Origin of the sequence: Enterobacter sp. E12 (genome assembly GCF_014596715.2) — a bacterium.
GTDB lineage: Bacteria > Pseudomonadota > Gammaproteobacteria > Enterobacterales > Enterobacteriaceae > Enterobacter > Enterobacter bugandensis.
In genome coordinates this window covers 77,419-92,812 of sequence record NZ_CP115601.1, presented here as the reverse complement: position 1 = coordinate 92,812, position 15,394 = coordinate 77,419, and the positions used below count along the sequence as shown (strand labels likewise).

At 57.2% G+C, this 15,394-nt stretch carries 10 protein-coding genes, 1 tRNA gene and 1 pseudogene; 8 read left to right on the top strand and 4 right to left on the bottom strand.

Translation table 11 applies throughout. From position 1 onward, the window contains the following. Positions 1–48: 48 nt before the first annotated feature. Genes rpoZ through recG form a run of 4 tightly spaced genes read left to right on the top strand, consistent with a single transcriptional unit; the run spans position 49 to position 5,237 of the window. Positions 49–324, top strand: a complete 276-nt coding sequence (gene rpoZ, locus IB212_RS00470) for a DNA-directed RNA polymerase subunit omega (RefSeq protein WP_000135058.1) — start codon at positions 49–51, stop codon at positions 322–324. A 19-nt stretch (positions 325–343) separates the two neighbouring features. Further along, the gene (gene spoT, locus IB212_RS00465) at positions 344–2,458 is read left to right on the top strand and encodes a bifunctional GTP diphosphokinase/guanosine-3',5'-bis pyrophosphate 3'-pyrophosphohydrolase (protein ID WP_045630233.1); all 2,115 of its coding nucleotides are present in this window, start codon (positions 344–346) and stop codon (positions 2,456–2,458) included. 4 nt (positions 2,459–2,462) lie between these two features. Next, positions 2,463–3,152, top strand: a complete 690-nt coding sequence (gene trmH, locus IB212_RS00460; RefSeq protein WP_028015010.1) for a tRNA (guanosine(18)-2'-O)-methyltransferase TrmH — start codon at positions 2,463–2,465, stop codon at positions 3,150–3,152. Positions 3,153–3,155: 3 nt separating this feature from the next. Next, on the top strand, positions 3,156–5,237 hold the full coding sequence (recG, locus tag IB212_RS00455; protein WP_041911676.1) for an ATP-dependent DNA helicase RecG: 2,082 nt from the start codon (positions 3,156–3,158) through the stop codon (positions 5,235–5,237). Between the two features lie 2 nt (positions 5,238–5,239). On the opposite strand, the gene gltS is transcribed toward recG, so the two are convergent. After that, positions 5,240–6,442 (bottom strand): sodium/glutamate symporter, encoded by a 1,203-nt coding sequence (gltS, locus tag IB212_RS00450; protein WP_028015008.1) that lies wholly within the window; start codon positions 6,440–6,442, stop codon positions 5,240–5,242. A gap of 225 nt (positions 6,443–6,667) precedes the next feature. Between gltS and xanP the strand changes: the two genes are divergently transcribed. Together xanP and IB212_RS00440 are read left to right on the top strand one after the other, a co-directional pair. Next, positions 6,668–8,059 carry a xanthine/proton symporter XanP gene (xanP, locus tag IB212_RS00445; RefSeq protein ID WP_014881972.1) on the top strand — a complete coding sequence of 464 codons (1,392 nt, stop codon included), beginning with the start codon at positions 6,668–6,670 and terminating at the stop codon, positions 8,057–8,059. Between the two features lie 119 nt (positions 8,060–8,178). Continuing rightward, positions 8,179–9,867 carry an AsmA family protein gene (locus IB212_RS00440; RefSeq protein ID WP_041911677.1) on the top strand — a complete coding sequence of 563 codons (1,689 nt, stop codon included), beginning with the start codon at positions 8,179–8,181 and terminating at the stop codon, positions 9,865–9,867. Between the two features lie 108 nt (positions 9,868–9,975). Here the strand turns inward: IB212_RS00440 and yicI are convergent, their stop codons facing one another. Both yicI and IB212_RS00430 read right to left on the bottom strand, forming a co-directional pair. Further along, on the bottom strand, positions 9,976–12,294 hold the full coding sequence (gene yicI, locus IB212_RS00435; protein WP_041911678.1) for an alpha-xylosidase: 2,319 nt from the start codon (positions 12,292–12,294) through the stop codon (positions 9,976–9,978). 12 nt (positions 12,295–12,306) lie between these two features. Further along, on the bottom strand, positions 12,307–13,698 hold the full coding sequence (locus IB212_RS00430; protein WP_041911679.1) for a glycoside-pentoside-hexuronide family transporter: 1,392 nt from the start codon (positions 13,696–13,698) through the stop codon (positions 12,307–12,309). 289 nt (positions 13,699–13,987) lie between these two features. Here IB212_RS00430 and IB212_RS00425 point away from each other — a divergent pair. Continuing rightward, positions 13,988–14,082 (top strand) — tRNA-Sec (locus IB212_RS00425). Between the two features lie 478 nt (positions 14,083–14,560). Here IB212_RS00425 and IB212_RS00420 read toward each other — a convergent pair. Continuing rightward, the gene (locus IB212_RS00420; RefSeq protein WP_065421064.1) at positions 14,561–14,722 is read right to left on the bottom strand and encodes a YlcI/YnfO family protein; all 162 of its coding nucleotides are present in this window, start codon (positions 14,720–14,722) and stop codon (positions 14,561–14,563) included. A 128-nt stretch (positions 14,723–14,850) separates the two neighbouring features. Here IB212_RS00420 and IB212_RS00415 point away from each other — a divergent pair. Beyond that, positions 14,851–15,116 (top strand): annotated as a pseudogene (locus tag IB212_RS00415) (SymE family type I addiction module toxin). The last annotated feature ends 278 nt before the right edge of the window (positions 15,117–15,394 follow it).

The window sequence follows — 15,394 nt, the reverse complement described above, 5'->3', positions numbered from 1 at the left end:
TTTCAGTATCATGCCCAGTCATTTCTTCACCTGTGGAGCATTTTAAGTATGGCACGCGTAACTGTTCAGGACGCTGTAGAGAAAATTGGTAACCGTTTTGACCTGGTGCTGGTCGCCGCGCGTCGCGCTCGTCAGATGCAGGTGGGCGGTAAAGATCCGCTGGTACCGGAAGAAAACGATAAAACCACCGTTATTGCACTTCGCGAAATCGAAGAAGGTCTGATCAACAACCAGATCCTCGACGTGCGTGAGCGCCAGGAGCAGCAAGAGCAGGAAGCCGCAGAACTGCAGGCCGTAACCGCCATTGCTGAAGGTCGTCGTTAATTAAACCTGCGGGTCGCCCTTGTATCTGTTTGAAAGCCTGAATCAACTGATTCAAATCTACCTGCCTGAAGACCAGATTAAGCGTCTTCAGCAGGCGTATCTCGTTGCACGTGACGCTCACGAGGGCCAGACACGTTCAAGCGGTGAACCCTACATCACGCACCCGGTTGCGGTAGCCTGTATTCTGGCCGAGATGAAACTCGACTACGAAACGCTGATGGCTGCCCTGCTGCACGACGTGATCGAAGATACCCCTGCCACCTACCAGGATATGGAACAGCTGTTTGGCAAAAGCGTTGCCGAGCTGGTGGAAGGGGTCTCTAAGCTTGATAAGCTGAAATTCCGCGACAAGAAAGAGGCGCAAGCCGAAAACTTCCGCAAGATGATTATGGCGATGGTGCAGGATATCCGCGTCATTCTCATCAAACTCGCTGACCGTACCCACAACATGCGCACGCTGGGCTCACTTCGCCCGGATAAACGTCGCCGCATTGCCCGTGAAACCCTCGAAATTTACAGTCCGCTGGCGCACCGTTTAGGTATCCACCACATCAAAACCGAGCTGGAAGAGCTGGGCTTTGAAGCGTTGTACCCGAACCGTTATCGCGTGATTAAAGAGGTGGTGAAAGCCGCACGCGGTAACCGTAAAGAGATGATTCAAAAGATCCTCTCTGAAATTGAAGGGCGTTTGCAGGAAGCGGGAATCCCGTGCCGCGTCAGCGGTCGCGAAAAACATCTTTACTCCATCTACTGCAAAATGGTGCTCAAAGAGCAGCGTTTTCACTCGATCATGGATATCTACGCGTTCCGCGTAATCGTCCACGACTCTGACACCTGCTACCGCGTGCTGGGGCAGATGCACAGCCTCTATAAACCGCGCCCGGGGCGCATGAAAGATTACATCGCCATTCCGAAAGCGAACGGCTATCAATCTTTGCATACCTCGATGATCGGTCCGCACGGCGTGCCTGTTGAAGTGCAGATCCGCACCGAAGACATGGACCAGATGGCAGAGATGGGTGTAGCCGCACACTGGGCTTACAAAGAGCACGGTGGCGAAAGCAGCACCACCGCGCAAATCCGCGCCCAGCGCTGGATGCAGAGCCTGCTGGAGCTTCAGCAGAGTGCGGGTAGCTCGTTCGAATTTATTGAGAGCGTTAAATCCGATCTCTTCCCGGATGAGATTTACGTTTTCACCCCAGAAGGCCGCATTGTCGAACTGCCTGCGGGCGCAACGCCGGTCGACTTCGCCTACGCCGTGCATACCGATATCGGGCACGCCTGCGTGGGCGCGCGCGTCGACAGACAGCCTTACCCGCTGTCTCAGCCGCTCTCCAGCGGACAGACGGTCGAAATTATTACCGCGCCGGGCGCACGTCCGAACGCGGCCTGGCTGAACTTTGTCGTGAGTTCCAAAGCGCGTGCCAAAATTCGTCAGCTGTTGAAAAACCTCAAGCGCGATGACTCCGTCAGCCTGGGGCGTCGTCTGCTCAACCACGCGTTGGGCGGCAGCCGCAAGCTGGCTGAGATCCCACCGGAGCATATTCAGCGTGAACTCGACCGTATGAAGCTCACGTCTCTGGACGATCTGCTGGCGGAAATTGGTCTGGGTAACGCGATGAGCGTCGTGGTGGCGAAAAACCTGCAGCAGGGCGAAGCGACGCCATCTGCTCCAGGCGCATCCGGCCATGCTCATCTGCCGATCAAAGGCGCGGACGGGGTGCTGATCACCTTCGCAAAATGTTGCCGTCCAATCCCTGGCGACCCGATTATTGCGCACGTCAGTCCGGGCAAAGGGCTGGTTATCCACCATGAATCCTGTCGTAACATTCGCGGCTACCAGAAAGAAGCCGAGAAGTTTATGGCGGTCGAGTGGGATAAAGAGACGGCGCAGGAATTTATCACCGAAATTAAGGTGGATATGTTCAATCACCAGGGTGCCCTGGCGAACCTGACGGCAGCCATCAACACGGCCTCGTCCAACATTCAGAGCCTGAATACGGAAGAAAAAGACGGCCGCGTCTATAGCGCCTTTATTCGTCTGACCGCTCGCGACCGCGTGCATCTGGCGAACATTATGCGCAAGATCCGCGTCATGCCGGACGTGATTAAAGTCACCCGAAACCGAAACTAGGTTTATGAATTCACAACGTTATGCCCGTATCTGCGAAATGCTTGCCAGACGCCAGCCTGACCTGACGGTCTGCATGGAGCAGGTGCATAAACCTCATAACGTCTCTGCCATCGTCCGTACCGCAGATGCCGTCGGCGTGCATGAAGTGCACGCCGTCTGGCCGGGTCACCGGATGCGAACCATGGTCTCTGCTGCGGCAGGCAGTAACAGCTGGGTATCCGTCAAATCTCACCAGACGATTGGCGATGCCGTATCGCATCTGAAAGGACGCGGGATGCAGATCCTGGCGACAAACCTGTCCGATAAGGCCGTGGATTTCCGCGAAATCGACTATACCCGCCCGACCTGCATTTTGATGGGTCAGGAGAAAACCGGGATCTCCCAGGAAGCGCTGGATCTGGCGGATCGGGACATCATCATTCCGATGATCGGCATGGTCCAGTCCCTTAACGTCTCCGTGGCGTCCGCGCTCATTCTGTATGAAGCGCAGCGCCAGCGTCAGAACGCCGGGATGTACGAGCGCAGCAACAGTATGCTGCCGGAAGAAGAACAGCAGCGCCTGCTGTTTGAAGGTGGCTATCCGGTGCTGGCACGCGTTGCGAAGCAGAAAAAATTGCCTTACCCCCACGTCAACGCGCAGGGCGAAATTGAAGCCGATGCCGAATGGTGGGCCACTATGCAGTACGCCGGGTAACCGATGAAAGGCCGCCTGCTGGATGCTATCCCGCTCAACAGCCTGACGGGCGTGGGCGCGGCGCAAAGCAATAAGCTGGCAAAAATTGGCCTGCACACCGTGCAGGATCTCCTGCTTCATCTCCCCCTGCGTTACGAAGACCGCACTCAGCTCTACAAGATTGGCGATCTGCTTCCCGCCATTTACGCCACCGTTGAAGGCGAAGTCCTGAACTGCAATATCACTTTCGGCGGACGCCGGATGATGACCTGTCAGATCAGCGACGGCACCGGCATCCTCACCATGCGTTTCTTCAACTTCAGCGCTGCAATGAAAAACAGCCTGGCGACAGGCCGCAGAGTGCTGGCCTATGGCGAAGCCAAACGCGGGAAATACGGCGCAGAGATGATCCACCCGGAGTACCGCGTGCAGGGCGATCTCAGCACGCCGGAGCTGCAGGAGACGCTCACCCCGGTTTACCCGACGACCGAAGGCATCAAGCAGGCGACGCTGCGTAAGCTCACCGATCAGGCGCTGGAACTGCTGGACACCTGTGCCATTACCGAACTGCTGCCGCCAGAACTGGCTCAGGGGATGATGAGCCTGCCCGAGGCGCTGCGCACCCTGCACCGCCCGCCGCCAACCCTGCAGCTCAGCGATTTAGAAAGCGGTAAACACCCCGCCCAACGGCGTCTTATCCTTGAGGAATTACTGGCGCATAACCTGAGCATGCTGGCGCTGCGCGCCGGCGCGCAGCGTTTCCACGCTCAGCCGTTAAGCCCGAATGATGTGCTCAAAGATAAGCTGCTGGCCTCGCTGCCCTTTAAGCCCACCGGCGCGCAGGCGCGCGTCACCGCCGAGATTGAGCGCGACATGGCGCTCGACGTGCCGATGATGCGCCTGGTGCAGGGCGACGTAGGTTCAGGTAAAACGCTGGTTGCCGCCCTGGCCGCGTTACGCGCGATTGCCCACGGCAAACAGGTCGCGCTGATGGCACCAACCGAACTGCTGGCTGAACAGCACGCCAACAATTTCCGGGCCTGGTTCGCACCGCTCGGGATTGAAGTGGGCTGGCTTGCCGGAAAGCAAAAAGGCAAAGCGCGTCTTGCGCAGCAGGAAGCCATCGCCAGCGGCCAGGTGCAGATGATTGTCGGCACACACGCTATCTTTCAGGAGCAGGTGCAGTTTAACGGCCTCGCGCTGGTGATTATCGACGAGCAGCACCGCTTCGGCGTGCATCAGCGTCTGGCGCTGTGGGAAAAAGGGCTGCAGCAGGGCTTCCACCCGCACCAGCTGATCATGACCGCCACGCCGATCCCGCGTACCCTGGCGATGACCGCCTACGCCGATCTGGATACCTCTACCATCGACGAACTGCCGCCGGGCCGAACGCCGGTGACGACGGTCGCCATACCGGATACGCGCCGCAGCGACATCATTGACCGCGTGCGCAACGCCTGCACCCATGAAGGGCGCCAGGCCTACTGGGTCTGTACCCTGATTGAAGAGTCGGAACTGCTGGAAGCCCAGGCCGCCGAAGCGACGTGGGAAGAGCTCAGGCTGGCACTGCCCGAGCTGAACGTTGGCCTGGTTCACGGCCGCATGAAGCCTGCCGAGAAGCAGGCGGTGATGCAATCCTTCAAACAGGGGGAACTGCATTTGCTGGTCGCGACGACGGTCATCGAAGTGGGCGTTGACGTCCCCAACTCCAGTTTGATGATCATCGAAAACCCGGAACGTCTGGGGCTTGCCCAGCTCCACCAGCTGCGCGGGCGCGTTGGCCGCGGCGCGGTAGCGTCTCACTGCGTGCTGCTTTACAAAGCTCCGCTTTCAAAAACCGCCCAGATGCGACTGCAGGTGCTGCGCGACAGCAACGACGGCTTTGTGATTGCGCAAAAAGACCTGGAGATACGCGGCCCGGGCGAACTACTGGGCACGCGCCAGACGGGAAATGCTGAATTCAAAGTGGCGGATTTACTGCGCGATCAGGCCATGATCCCCGAAGTTCAGCGCCTTGCGCGCCATATTCATGAACGCTACCCCGAACAGGCGGCAGCGTTAATTGAGCGCTGGATGCCGGAAACCGAACGGTATTCCAACGCCTGATCTCAGGCAAATATCGGCAGCATCAGGTACAGCTTGATCACCAGCGCGTTGACGATATCAATAAAGAATGCGCCGACCATCGGGACCACCAGAAACGCCATATGCGATGGCCCGAACCGTTCGGTGATCGCCTGCATGTTGGCGATAGCCGTTGGGGTAGCCCCCAGACCAAACCCGCAGTGACCGGCCGCCAGCACCGCCGCATCATAGTTTTTCCCCATCATGCGCCAGGTCACGAACATGGCATACAGCGCCATAAACAGCGCCTGCACCGCCAGAATCGCCACCATCGGCAGCGCCAGCGAGGCCAGCTCCCACAGCTTCAGGCTCATCAGCGCCATCGCCAGGAACAGCGACAGACAGACGTTGCCAAGCACCGATACCGCACGGTCAAACACGCGATAGAAGCCCATCAGCGCCAGACCGTTGCTCAGGATCACCCCGATAAACAGCACGCAGACAAACGTCGGCAGTTCAAACGCGGTACCCGCCAGCCATTGCGCAACCACTTTGCCCACGGTCAGGCAGATGGCAATCATCGCGATGGTTTCAATCATCACCAGCGAGGTGATGCTGCGGCCAACGTCCGGTTTTTCAAACGCGGTCGGCACCATTTCATCGTCCGGTCTGCCATTCGGCGTGGTGGAGTGCTTCACCAGATAACGCGCTACCGGGCCGCCAATCAGGCCACCCAGTACCAGGCCAAAGGTCGCGCAGGCCATCGCCACTTCCGTCGCGTTTTCAAAACCGTAGCGTTCGATGAACAGCTTGCTCCACGCCGCGCCGGTGCCGTGACCGCCCGAAAGGGTAATCGACCCCGCCAGCAGCCCCATCAGCGGATCCAGCCCCAGCAGCGTTGCCATACCGATGCCAATCGCGTTTTGCATCAGCAACAGCCCCACCACCACAATCAGAAACACGCCGAGCACCTTACCGCCCGAGCGCAGGCTTGCCAGATTAGCGTTCAGGCCGATGGTGGCAAAGAAAGCCAGCATTAGCGGGTCTTTCAGGGACATATCAAAATCAATTTCCCAGCCCATGCTTTTTTTCAGTATCAGCAAGGCCAGCGCCACCAGCAGACCGCCGGCGACGGGTTCAGGGATAGTGTATTTTTTCAGAAAGGAAACGCTGTGGACCAGCTTGCGACCAAGCAGAAGAACCAGCGTTGCGGCAACAAGGGTCGACAACGTATCGAGATGAATCATAAAAGGCTCCTGTTATGCGCGTATTCCATACACACGCGGCGTTATCCTGGGCCGGTTTGCGCTCGTCATGAGCCCCCGGCGCAAAAAGTGTAATTTTTTTTTCCGATAGGTTGTAAAAAACCTGCTCACAGCGGCAGATTTTCTTCCTTTTTTTTGCTGGCAATCGTTTGCTTTAACCAGGTGGTCAGATAAAATGCCCGCTTTTCCACCGTGGGATTGCCGCCGATGTCCGTTAACACCATAGAATCGCCAGATGCGCAACCGATTGCGCAGAAGCAAAATAGCGAACTGATTTACCGCCTTGAAGACCGACCGCCGCTGCCGCAGACGCTTTTTGCCGCCTGCCAGCATCTTCTGGCGATGTTTGTTGCGGTGATCACCCCGGCGCTGCTGATTTGCCAGGCGCTCGGTTTACCGGCGCAGGACACGCAGCACATTATCAGTATGTCTCTGTTCGCCTCCGGCGTGGCCTCCATTATTCAAATTAAAGCCTGGGGCCCGGTGGGGTCTGGGCTACTGTCGATTCAGGGCACCAGCTTTAACTTCGTGGCGCCGCTGATCATGGGCGGTACGGCGCTGAAAACCGGCGGTGCGGATGTTCCGACCATGATGGCGGCGCTGTTCGGCACCCTGATGCTGGCAAGCTGCACGGAGATGGTCATCTCCCGCGTCCTGCACCTGGCTCGCCGTGTGATCACCCCGCTGGTTTCCGGCGTGGTAGTGATGATTATCGGCCTGTCGCTGATTCAGGTGGGCCTCACCTCCATCGGTGGCGGCTACGCGGCAATGAGCGACCACACCTTCGGCGCGCCGAAAAACCTACTGCTGGCGGGCGTGGTGCTGGCGATCATTATTTTGCTTAACCGTCAGCGTAACCCTTACCTGCGCGTGGCCTCGCTGGTGATCGCCATGGCAGCGGGCTATCTGCTGGCGTGGGCGCTGGGGATGCTGCCGGAGAACACCGCGCCGACCAACAGCGCGCTGATCACCGTCCCAACGCCGCTTTATTACGGCCTGGGCATAGACTGGGGTCTGCTCCTGCCGCTGATGCTGGTCTTTATGATTACTTCTCTGGAGACCATCGGTGATATCACCGCTACCTCCGACGTCTCTGAGCAGCCGGTTTCCGGCCCGCTGTACATGAAGCGTCTGAAAGGCGGCGTGCTGGCGAACGGCCTGAACTCGTTTGTCTCTGCGGTATTCAACACCTTCCCGAACTCCTGCTTCGGCCAGAACAACGGTGTGATCCAGCTGACCGGCGTGGCCAGCCGCTACGTTGGTTTCGTGGTGGCGCTGATGCTGATCGTCCTCGGCCTGTTCCCGGCGGTGAGCGGCTTTGTGCAGCACATTCCTGAGCCGGTGCTGGGCGGCGCAACGCTGGTGATGTTTGGGACTATCGCGGCCTCCGGCGTGCGTATCGTCTCCCGCGAGCCGCTGAACCGCCGCGCAATCATGATTATCGCGCTGTCGCTGGCCGTTGGTCTGGGTGTTTCCCAGCAGCCGCTGATCCTGCAGTTTGCGCCGGACTGGGTTAAAAACCTGCTCTCTTCCGGCATTGCCGCGGGCGGTATCACCGCTATCGTGCTGAACCTCGTTTTCCCGCCTGAGAAGAATTGATCTCCCTCACGGCAGGCAGTCAATGCCTGCCGTGACATCTAATTACATCATTCCCGCCTTGAGCATTGCGCATAAATCGTGCATAACTCCCTTATGTTCGTTTCGCGGGATGGAAGACCATGAAATTTATTGGAAAGCTACTCGTCTATCTTCTGGTAGCCCTGCTTATTGTGCTGCTGGCGTTCTATATTTTGCTCCAGACCCGCTGGGGCGCGGCACAGGTCAGCAGCTGGATTACGGTGAATACCGACTACGAACTCAGTTTCGACAAGATGAATCACCGCTTTTCATCGCCTTCCCACCTCATTCTGGAAAATGTCACCTTTGGGCGGGACGGTAAACCCGCCACATTAGTTGCCAAAAAAGTCGATATTGGCCTGAGCAGCCGTCAGATCACCGCTCCGCTGCACATGGGCACTATCACCCTGTTCGACGGCACGCTGAATCTCTCGCCTCAAACAGCGCCGCTGCCCTTCCAGGCCGATCGTCTGCAGCTGAACAACATGGCCTTTAACAGCCCGAATACTGAATGGGATCTGAGCGCACAGAAGATCACGGGCGGCGTCAGCCCATGGCAGCCAGAAGCCGGGAACGTGCTGGGTAAAAACGCGAAGATTCAGATGAGCGCCGGCTCGCTGACCCTGAACGGCGTACCGGCCACCAACGTGCTAATCGACGGCCAGTTGAACGGCAAGGAGGTGGTGCTGAACACCATTGGTGCCGATATGGCCCGTGGCTCGCTCACCGGCTCCGCCCTGCGTAACGCTGACGGAAGCTGGATAATCGACACCATGCGCCTGAACGAGATCCGCCTGCAGAGCGACAAAACGCTGAAAGCGTTCTTCGCGCCGCTGGCTACCATCCCCTCCCTGCAAATTGGCCGTCTGGAGGTCACCGATGCCCGCCTGCAGGGCCCGGACTGGGCGGTGACCGATCTCGACTTAAGCCTGCGCAACCTGACTCTCAGCAAAGGCGACTGGCAGAGCCAGGAAGGTCGCCTGTCCATGAACGCCAGCGAGTTTATCTTCGGCTCGCTGCATCTGTTTGACCCGATCCTGAATGCGGAGTTTTCCCCGCAGGGCATAGCGCTGCGTCAGTTCACCTCGCGCTGGGAGGGCGGTATGGTGCGCACGTCCGGCAACTGGCTGCGCGACGGTAAAGCGCTGGTTCTGGACGATGTTGCCATCGCCGGGCTGGAGTACACCCTTCCTGAAAACTGGAAAACGCTGTGGATGGAGCCGCTGCCGGAATGGATGAACAGCGTCACGCTGCAAAAATTCGGCCTGAGCCGCAACCTGGTGATCGACATCGATCCCGCCTTCCCGTGGCAGATCACCTCCCTGGACGGCTACGGCGCAAACCTGCAGCTGGCGAAAGATCGCCAGTGGGGCTTCTGGGGCGGCAGCGCAACATTAAACGGCGCGGCGGCGACCTTTAACCGCGTCGACGTGCGCCGTCCGTCGCTGGCGCTGAATGCCAACGCCGCCACGGTGAACATTAGCGACCTGAGTGCCTTTACCGAGAAAGGTATTCTGGAAGCCACGGCGACCGTTTCACAACTCCCGCAGCGGCAGACCACGGTGAGCCTGAACGGGCGCGGCGTACCGCTCAACGTGCTGCAGCAGTGGGGCTGGCCTGCGTTACCGATTACGGGTGACGGCAATATTCAGATGACCGCCAGCGGCAGCGTGCAGGCGAATGCCCCACTGAAGCCGACGGTGAATGGGAAGCTGAGCGCGGTAAATATGGATAAGCAGCAGGTTGAGCAGACGATGACGGGCGGCGTGGTTGCAACGCCTGTGCAATAAAGTTTTTGATGTTTGTTCCCTCTCCCTGTGGGAGAGGGTCAGGGTGAGGGCATCAGAGCGCATAATTACCTTAGGCCCGGTAAGCGAAGCCACCGGGCATTTTCCACCTCAGAGCTGAACCACCACCTCATCCCCCTCCGCTTTCACCACCACACCCCACTCGCTGCCCGCGTGCGAGCCGCCTTTCACGCCACTCACCTTCTGCACGTTGCGCAAGCACACCGACCAGTTTTTCGCGTCACCCGCGCCGGTAAAGGTCACAATGTCGCCCCGACGTGACGCCTTCAGCGTAAATGCCACAGACCCGTCCGGCGCAGGCACTTCGCTCACCGCCGCTGCGCCATCCTCCAGGTTAAACAGCTGGAAGGCCGTCCCCTCGTTCCACGCGTAGTCCGGCTTCTGGTTATTGTTACCCAGCGCCAGCAGGGTGTTGTCGCGCACGTAGACCGGCAGGCTCATAAAGTCGTGCTGCTGCTTATGCCAGCAGCTGCCATGGATTTCGTCGTTGTGCCACAGGTGCGTCCAGCGGCCTTCCGGCAGATAGAACTGCACATCCCCCGCCTCGGAGAACACCGGCGCCACCATCATGGAATCCCCCAGCATGTACTGACGGTCGAGGTAATCGCACGCCGGATCGTCCGGGAACTCCAGCATCATCGCGCGCAGCATCGGCGTGCCGAACTCGCGGGCCAGCGCCGCCTGACGGTACAGGTACGGCATCAGCTGACACTTCAGCTGCGTGAAGTGGCGCACCACGTCGCAGGACTCGTCATCGTACGCCCACGGCACGCGGTAGGATTTGCTGCCGTGCAGACGGCTGTGGCTGGAGAACAGCCCGAACGCGCACCAGCGTTTATAGACGTGCGCCGGAGCGGTGTTTTCGAACCCGCCGATATCGTGGCTCCAGAACCCGAAGCCGGACAGGCCAATCGACAGCCCACCGCGCAGGCTTTCCGCCATCGACTCGTAGTTGGCGTAGCAGTCGCCGCCCCAGTGTACCGGGAACTGTTGCGCCCCGACGGACGCCGAGCGAGCAAACAGCACCGCCTCCTCTTCGCCGACGGTCTCTTTCAGCACGTTCCACACCAGTTCGTTATAAATGTAGGCGTAGTGGTTGTGCATCTTCTGCGGATCGGACCCGTCGAACCACTGCACGTCCGTCGGGATACGCTCGCCGAAGTCGGTCTTGAAGCAGTCAACGCCGATATCCACCAGGCCTTTAAGCTTGTCGGCATACCACCGGCATGCGTCCGGATTGGTGAAGTCGTAAATCGCCAGCCCCGGCTGCCATTTGTCCCACTGCCACAGAGAGCCGTCCGGGCGCTTGAGCAGGTAGCCCTTCTCTTTCAGCTCACGGAAGATCGGGGATTTCTGGCCGATATACGGGTTGATCCACACGCAGACCTTCAGCCCTTTCTCCTTCAGGCGGCGGATCATCCCCTCAGGGTCCGGGAAGGTCACCGGGTCCCACTCAAAATCACACCACTGGAAGGCCTTCATCCAGAAGCAGTCGAAGTGGAAGACGTGCAGCGGCAGGTCGCGTTCGGCCATGCCGTCGATAAAGCTGTTAACCGTCGCTTCGTCGTAGTTAGTGGTGAACGAGGTGGTGAGCCACAGGCCGAACGACCATGCAGGCGGCAGCGCCGGACGCCCGGTGAAGCGGGTATAGCGGTTCAGCACTTCTTTCGGCGTCGGGCCGTCGATCACAAAGTACTCGAGATACTCCCCTTCCACGCTGAACTGCACTTTGGAGACTTTTTCGGAGCCGACTTCAAACGAGACGTTCTCGGGGTGATTCACCAGCACGCCGTAGCCGCGGTTGGTCAGGTAGAACGGGATATTTTTGTAGGACTGCTCGGTGCTGGTGCCGCCGTCGCGGTTCCAGGTTTCGACCGTCTGGCCGTTGCGCACCAGCGCGGTAAAGCGCTCGCCCAGGCCGTAGACTGTTTCCCCCACGCCCAGATCCAGACGCTCGAACACGTAATTACGGTCGATGTTAGTGTCCTGCACGTAGCCGTTGTTTTTCAGCTGGCTGCCGGTAATGCGCTGGCCGTTGCGCAGGAAATCCAGCGCCCAGAACTCGCCTTTGGTGACGCGCACGCAGACGCTGCCGCTTTTCAGCTCGGCAAATTCGGCGTTGTTTTCAGTCTCGACCTTCACGTCTTTCAGAACGTTCAGCGGATAGTGCGGGCCGTTGTTCAGCGCGCCCTGGAAGTGCTCGATGCGCACCCCGACAATCCCTTCCTGCGGGGAAAACAGACGCACCGTGAACATCAACGTGTCGAGCTGCCAGGTGCGCTCACGCACGTCGCGCGGCGCAACATACACCACCAGGTCATTGCCCTGCTGCTCCACGTCGAACACCTGAACCGGATACGTCACGTTCAGACCCGGTTGAATAAGCCAGTTTCCATCACTGATTTTCATGCTTTCGTCCTCTTAGTTCTGCAATTCTTTACTGACCGGCAGGTTTTCAAAATCCTGCTGATTGCGGCGCGCGCCCTGCGCCAGCTCGCCCAGGATTTTGGTCAGGAAGGGGGTTTTCAGCGTGTAGTAGCGTTTGGCGATAATGGCGCTCAGCACGTAGCAGACCGCCGGGGCCAGGGTAAACAGGCCGATAATGATGCTGATGGTCGCGCTGTTCTGGGTTTTGGCCGCCGCGTCGTAGCCGCCACCTGCCAGCATCCAGCCGATCATCGCCCCGCCCAGCGCCAGACCAAGCTTCAGCACGAACAGCGTGCCCGCAAAGCTGATGCCGGTCAGGCGTTTGCCGTTGGTCCATTCGCCGTAGTCGACGGTATCGGACATCATTACCCACTGGATTGGCGTCACCAGTTGGTGCAGCACGCCGATAACGAAGATAAAGACGAACATCAGCACGGTGGCGTGCATCGGGACGAAGAACATCGCCACGCTGACCACCGCCAGCGCGGCGTTGGTCCACCAGAAGATGCTGACCTTGCACTTCCAGTCGGTGAGCGGTTTCGCCAGCGCGGAGCCGATCAGATTGCCGACGCAGTAGGTGGTGAGAAATGCGACGAACACCTCCGGCGAGCCCATGATCCAGGTGCAGTAGTACATCATCGCCCCGCCGCGCACGCAGACGGCGAGGATATTGAGGATGGTCAGCACGCCGACGATGCGCCACTGGTCGTTTTGCCAGATATCTCGCAGGTCTTCCCGCATGGAGGTGGTGCTCGGCGGCACCTGGATGCGTTCTTTGGTGGTGAAGAAGCAGAATGCCAGCATCAGGAACGCGACCACCGACAGCACGGCGATCCCGCCCTGGAAGCCGAACGCCTTATCTTCTCCGCCAATCAGCTTCACCAGCGGCATCATCAGCACCGTGGAGAGCATGCCACCCGCCGTCGCCAGCACGAAGCGCCAGGACTGAAGGGAGATACGCTGCGTCGGGTCGCTGGTGATTACCCCGCCCAGCGCGCAGTACGGGATGTTGACCACGGTATAGAGCAGGGTCAGCAGGGTGTAAGTCACGGCGGCGTAAACCATTTTGCCGTTGAGGCTGAGGTCCGGCGTGGTGTAGGCCAGCACGCAGACGATGCCGAACGGGATGGCACCGAACAAAATCCACGGACGGAACTTGCCCCAGCGGCTGCGGGTGCGGTCGGCAATCAGCCCCATGCACGGGTCAGAGATTGCATCCAGCGCGCGGGCCAGCAGGAACATGGTGCCGACAAACCCGGCGGGAATGCCGAAAATATCGGTGTAGAAAAACATCATATAAAGCATGACGTTATCAAAAATGATGTGGCTGGCGGCGTCACCCATGCCATAGCCAATCTTCTCTTTTACTGACAATGCTTCGCTCATATTTTTTATCCTTCACGCTGTAGGGGGCGCTGAGACCGGTTGCATTGGTTTTAAACCATTGTTTCAACGGCGGGTATTGCGTTTTCTGGTTAGCAGATTACGTTTCTTGTTTTTTGTGATCGCGGTAAATACTGGAGAGCACGAAAGGCTAACCTGAGGATTTTCTTAAGAATTAACTGAAACAGGGGGGTGCAGGTCAAAAGAGAGGTGAAAAAAGTGGTGTGGGGTATGTGGTAAATGCCTGAAAGTAGCTATAATGCGCCCCGCCTCCATGTAGCAATGCAGGCGCGGAAGATCGTCATCTCCGGTGAGGTGGCTGGACTTCAAATCCAGTTGGGGGCGCCAGCGTTCCCGGGCAGGTTCGACTCCTGTGATCTTCCGCCAAAAATGCCATTCACCTCGATAATAAAAAACGTCACTCGTAAATAGAACCGCTTATTGCAACCACCTTATGTGAGCTTGATCAATTATTCATTTGAATATTGAGTGTTATCCTTTTACTTATTCAAAAAATATTTAAGGGAAGCTGTAATGGAATGGATTATTGGTGCGGTGATTCTAATGGCTATTATTTGTACCATATTCAAGCCCAGACGGTGTGATATCTGCCAAACTTATTTCAAGAAAAAATATTACACATGGAAAATCCAGGGAAAGAAACAACATCTATGCCCCAACTGCAATGGTAAAATGCAGCGTCGAGTTAGTTCGCAAAAATTTAAGAGTAGATTTGGTTAAAAGTTTTTTAAGCATTTTTTAATCGCAAACTTCAGGATAATCATAAATGATAAGTTTTTTATTATAGTTCTATAACTTATCATTTATTCCCTTATTACCATCACCAAATTAAAAACCATGATAGCTACTTATTCATAAGCCTAAGCCTACAAGCTTCTTTAACCCACTTACTAAAATTCCCTTTCCCCGCAGCCTTCTCAATCTGCCCCAAAAGCTCATCCTCGAACCGGATGTTTTTCATCGTGCTCTTTGTGCGGTCAAAATTTGGTTTCTTTTTCTCTTGCATGGTAGGTACCACTTCGGTTAGTTTTTCCGCATGTGGTACCTACCACATGGATTATAAATTCCTGACAACGCCCAGCAGTGTTGGAGCACTAAAGGGCGTCTACCATACCAACTATCAATGAGTTGATTATAACTGATTCACATTCTATCCAGACACCGGCCAATCCGGAACCGAGCCTTCGTTGATTATGGGATACTGCCCAAATGTTTTCGACAAATCGACGCTGAAAATCATCCTTTCTGGCAAGTAGCTGCGCGCGGCGGGGTTTGATACCGGACAGCATGTCACTGTAAAGGTCATGAAAGGATGTATCATTCTGGTGGCGTATAACGAGCAGGAAGCGGTTGCAGGATAAACGCTCATTGAGATAGAGGACGCGCTTGCAGCGATCTAAGCTCCCTGTTCGAACCATCAACTAATATCTCATAAATAGAATTTCTGATGGCGACATTGATCAGCATTCAACTATCCGGAAATTCCGGATAGTTGGCCCGGAAAGGTGACATCAGATTTCCACTGAGTGATCACTACAATCTCAAAGCTACACTCGTAGTTACGCTCAGCTCATGGCTCCCAGTTTCGCCTTTAGCGGCCATACGGCTATTAAACTAATATGCAACGGATCTAACGCCCTCATTCTCACGCTCATATAATATCTAAATTAATAGCCAA

Excerpts from the sequence above, each read along its gene's own strand:
- rpoZ (WP_000135058.1), top strand. The coding sequence starts at position 49 with ATGGCACGCGTAACTGTTCAGGACGCTGTAGAGAAAATTGGTAACCGT.
- trmH (WP_028015010.1), top strand. The coding sequence starts at position 2,463 with ATGAATTCACAACGTTATGCCCGTATCTGCGAAATGCTTGCCAGACGC.
- recG (WP_041911676.1), top strand. The coding sequence starts at position 3,156 with ATGAAAGGCCGCCTGCTGGATGCTATCCCGCTCAACAGCCTGACGGGC.
- gltS (WP_028015008.1), bottom strand. The coding sequence starts at position 6,442 with ATGATTCATCTCGATACGTTGTCGACCCTTGTTGCCGCAACGCTGGTT.
- xanP (WP_014881972.1), top strand. The coding sequence starts at position 6,668 with ATGTCCGTTAACACCATAGAATCGCCAGATGCGCAACCGATTGCGCAG.
- IB212_RS00440 (WP_041911677.1), top strand. The coding sequence starts at position 8,179 with ATGAAATTTATTGGAAAGCTACTCGTCTATCTTCTGGTAGCCCTGCTT.
- yicI (WP_041911678.1), bottom strand. The coding sequence starts at position 12,294 with ATGAAAATCAGTGATGGAAACTGGCTTATTCAACCGGGTCTGAACGTG.
- IB212_RS00430 (WP_041911679.1), bottom strand. The coding sequence starts at position 13,698 with ATGAGCGAAGCATTGTCAGTAAAAGAGAAGATTGGCTATGGCATGGGT.
- IB212_RS00420 (WP_065421064.1), bottom strand. The coding sequence starts at position 14,722 with ATGCAAGAGAAAAAGAAACCAAATTTTGACCGCACAAAGAGCACGATG.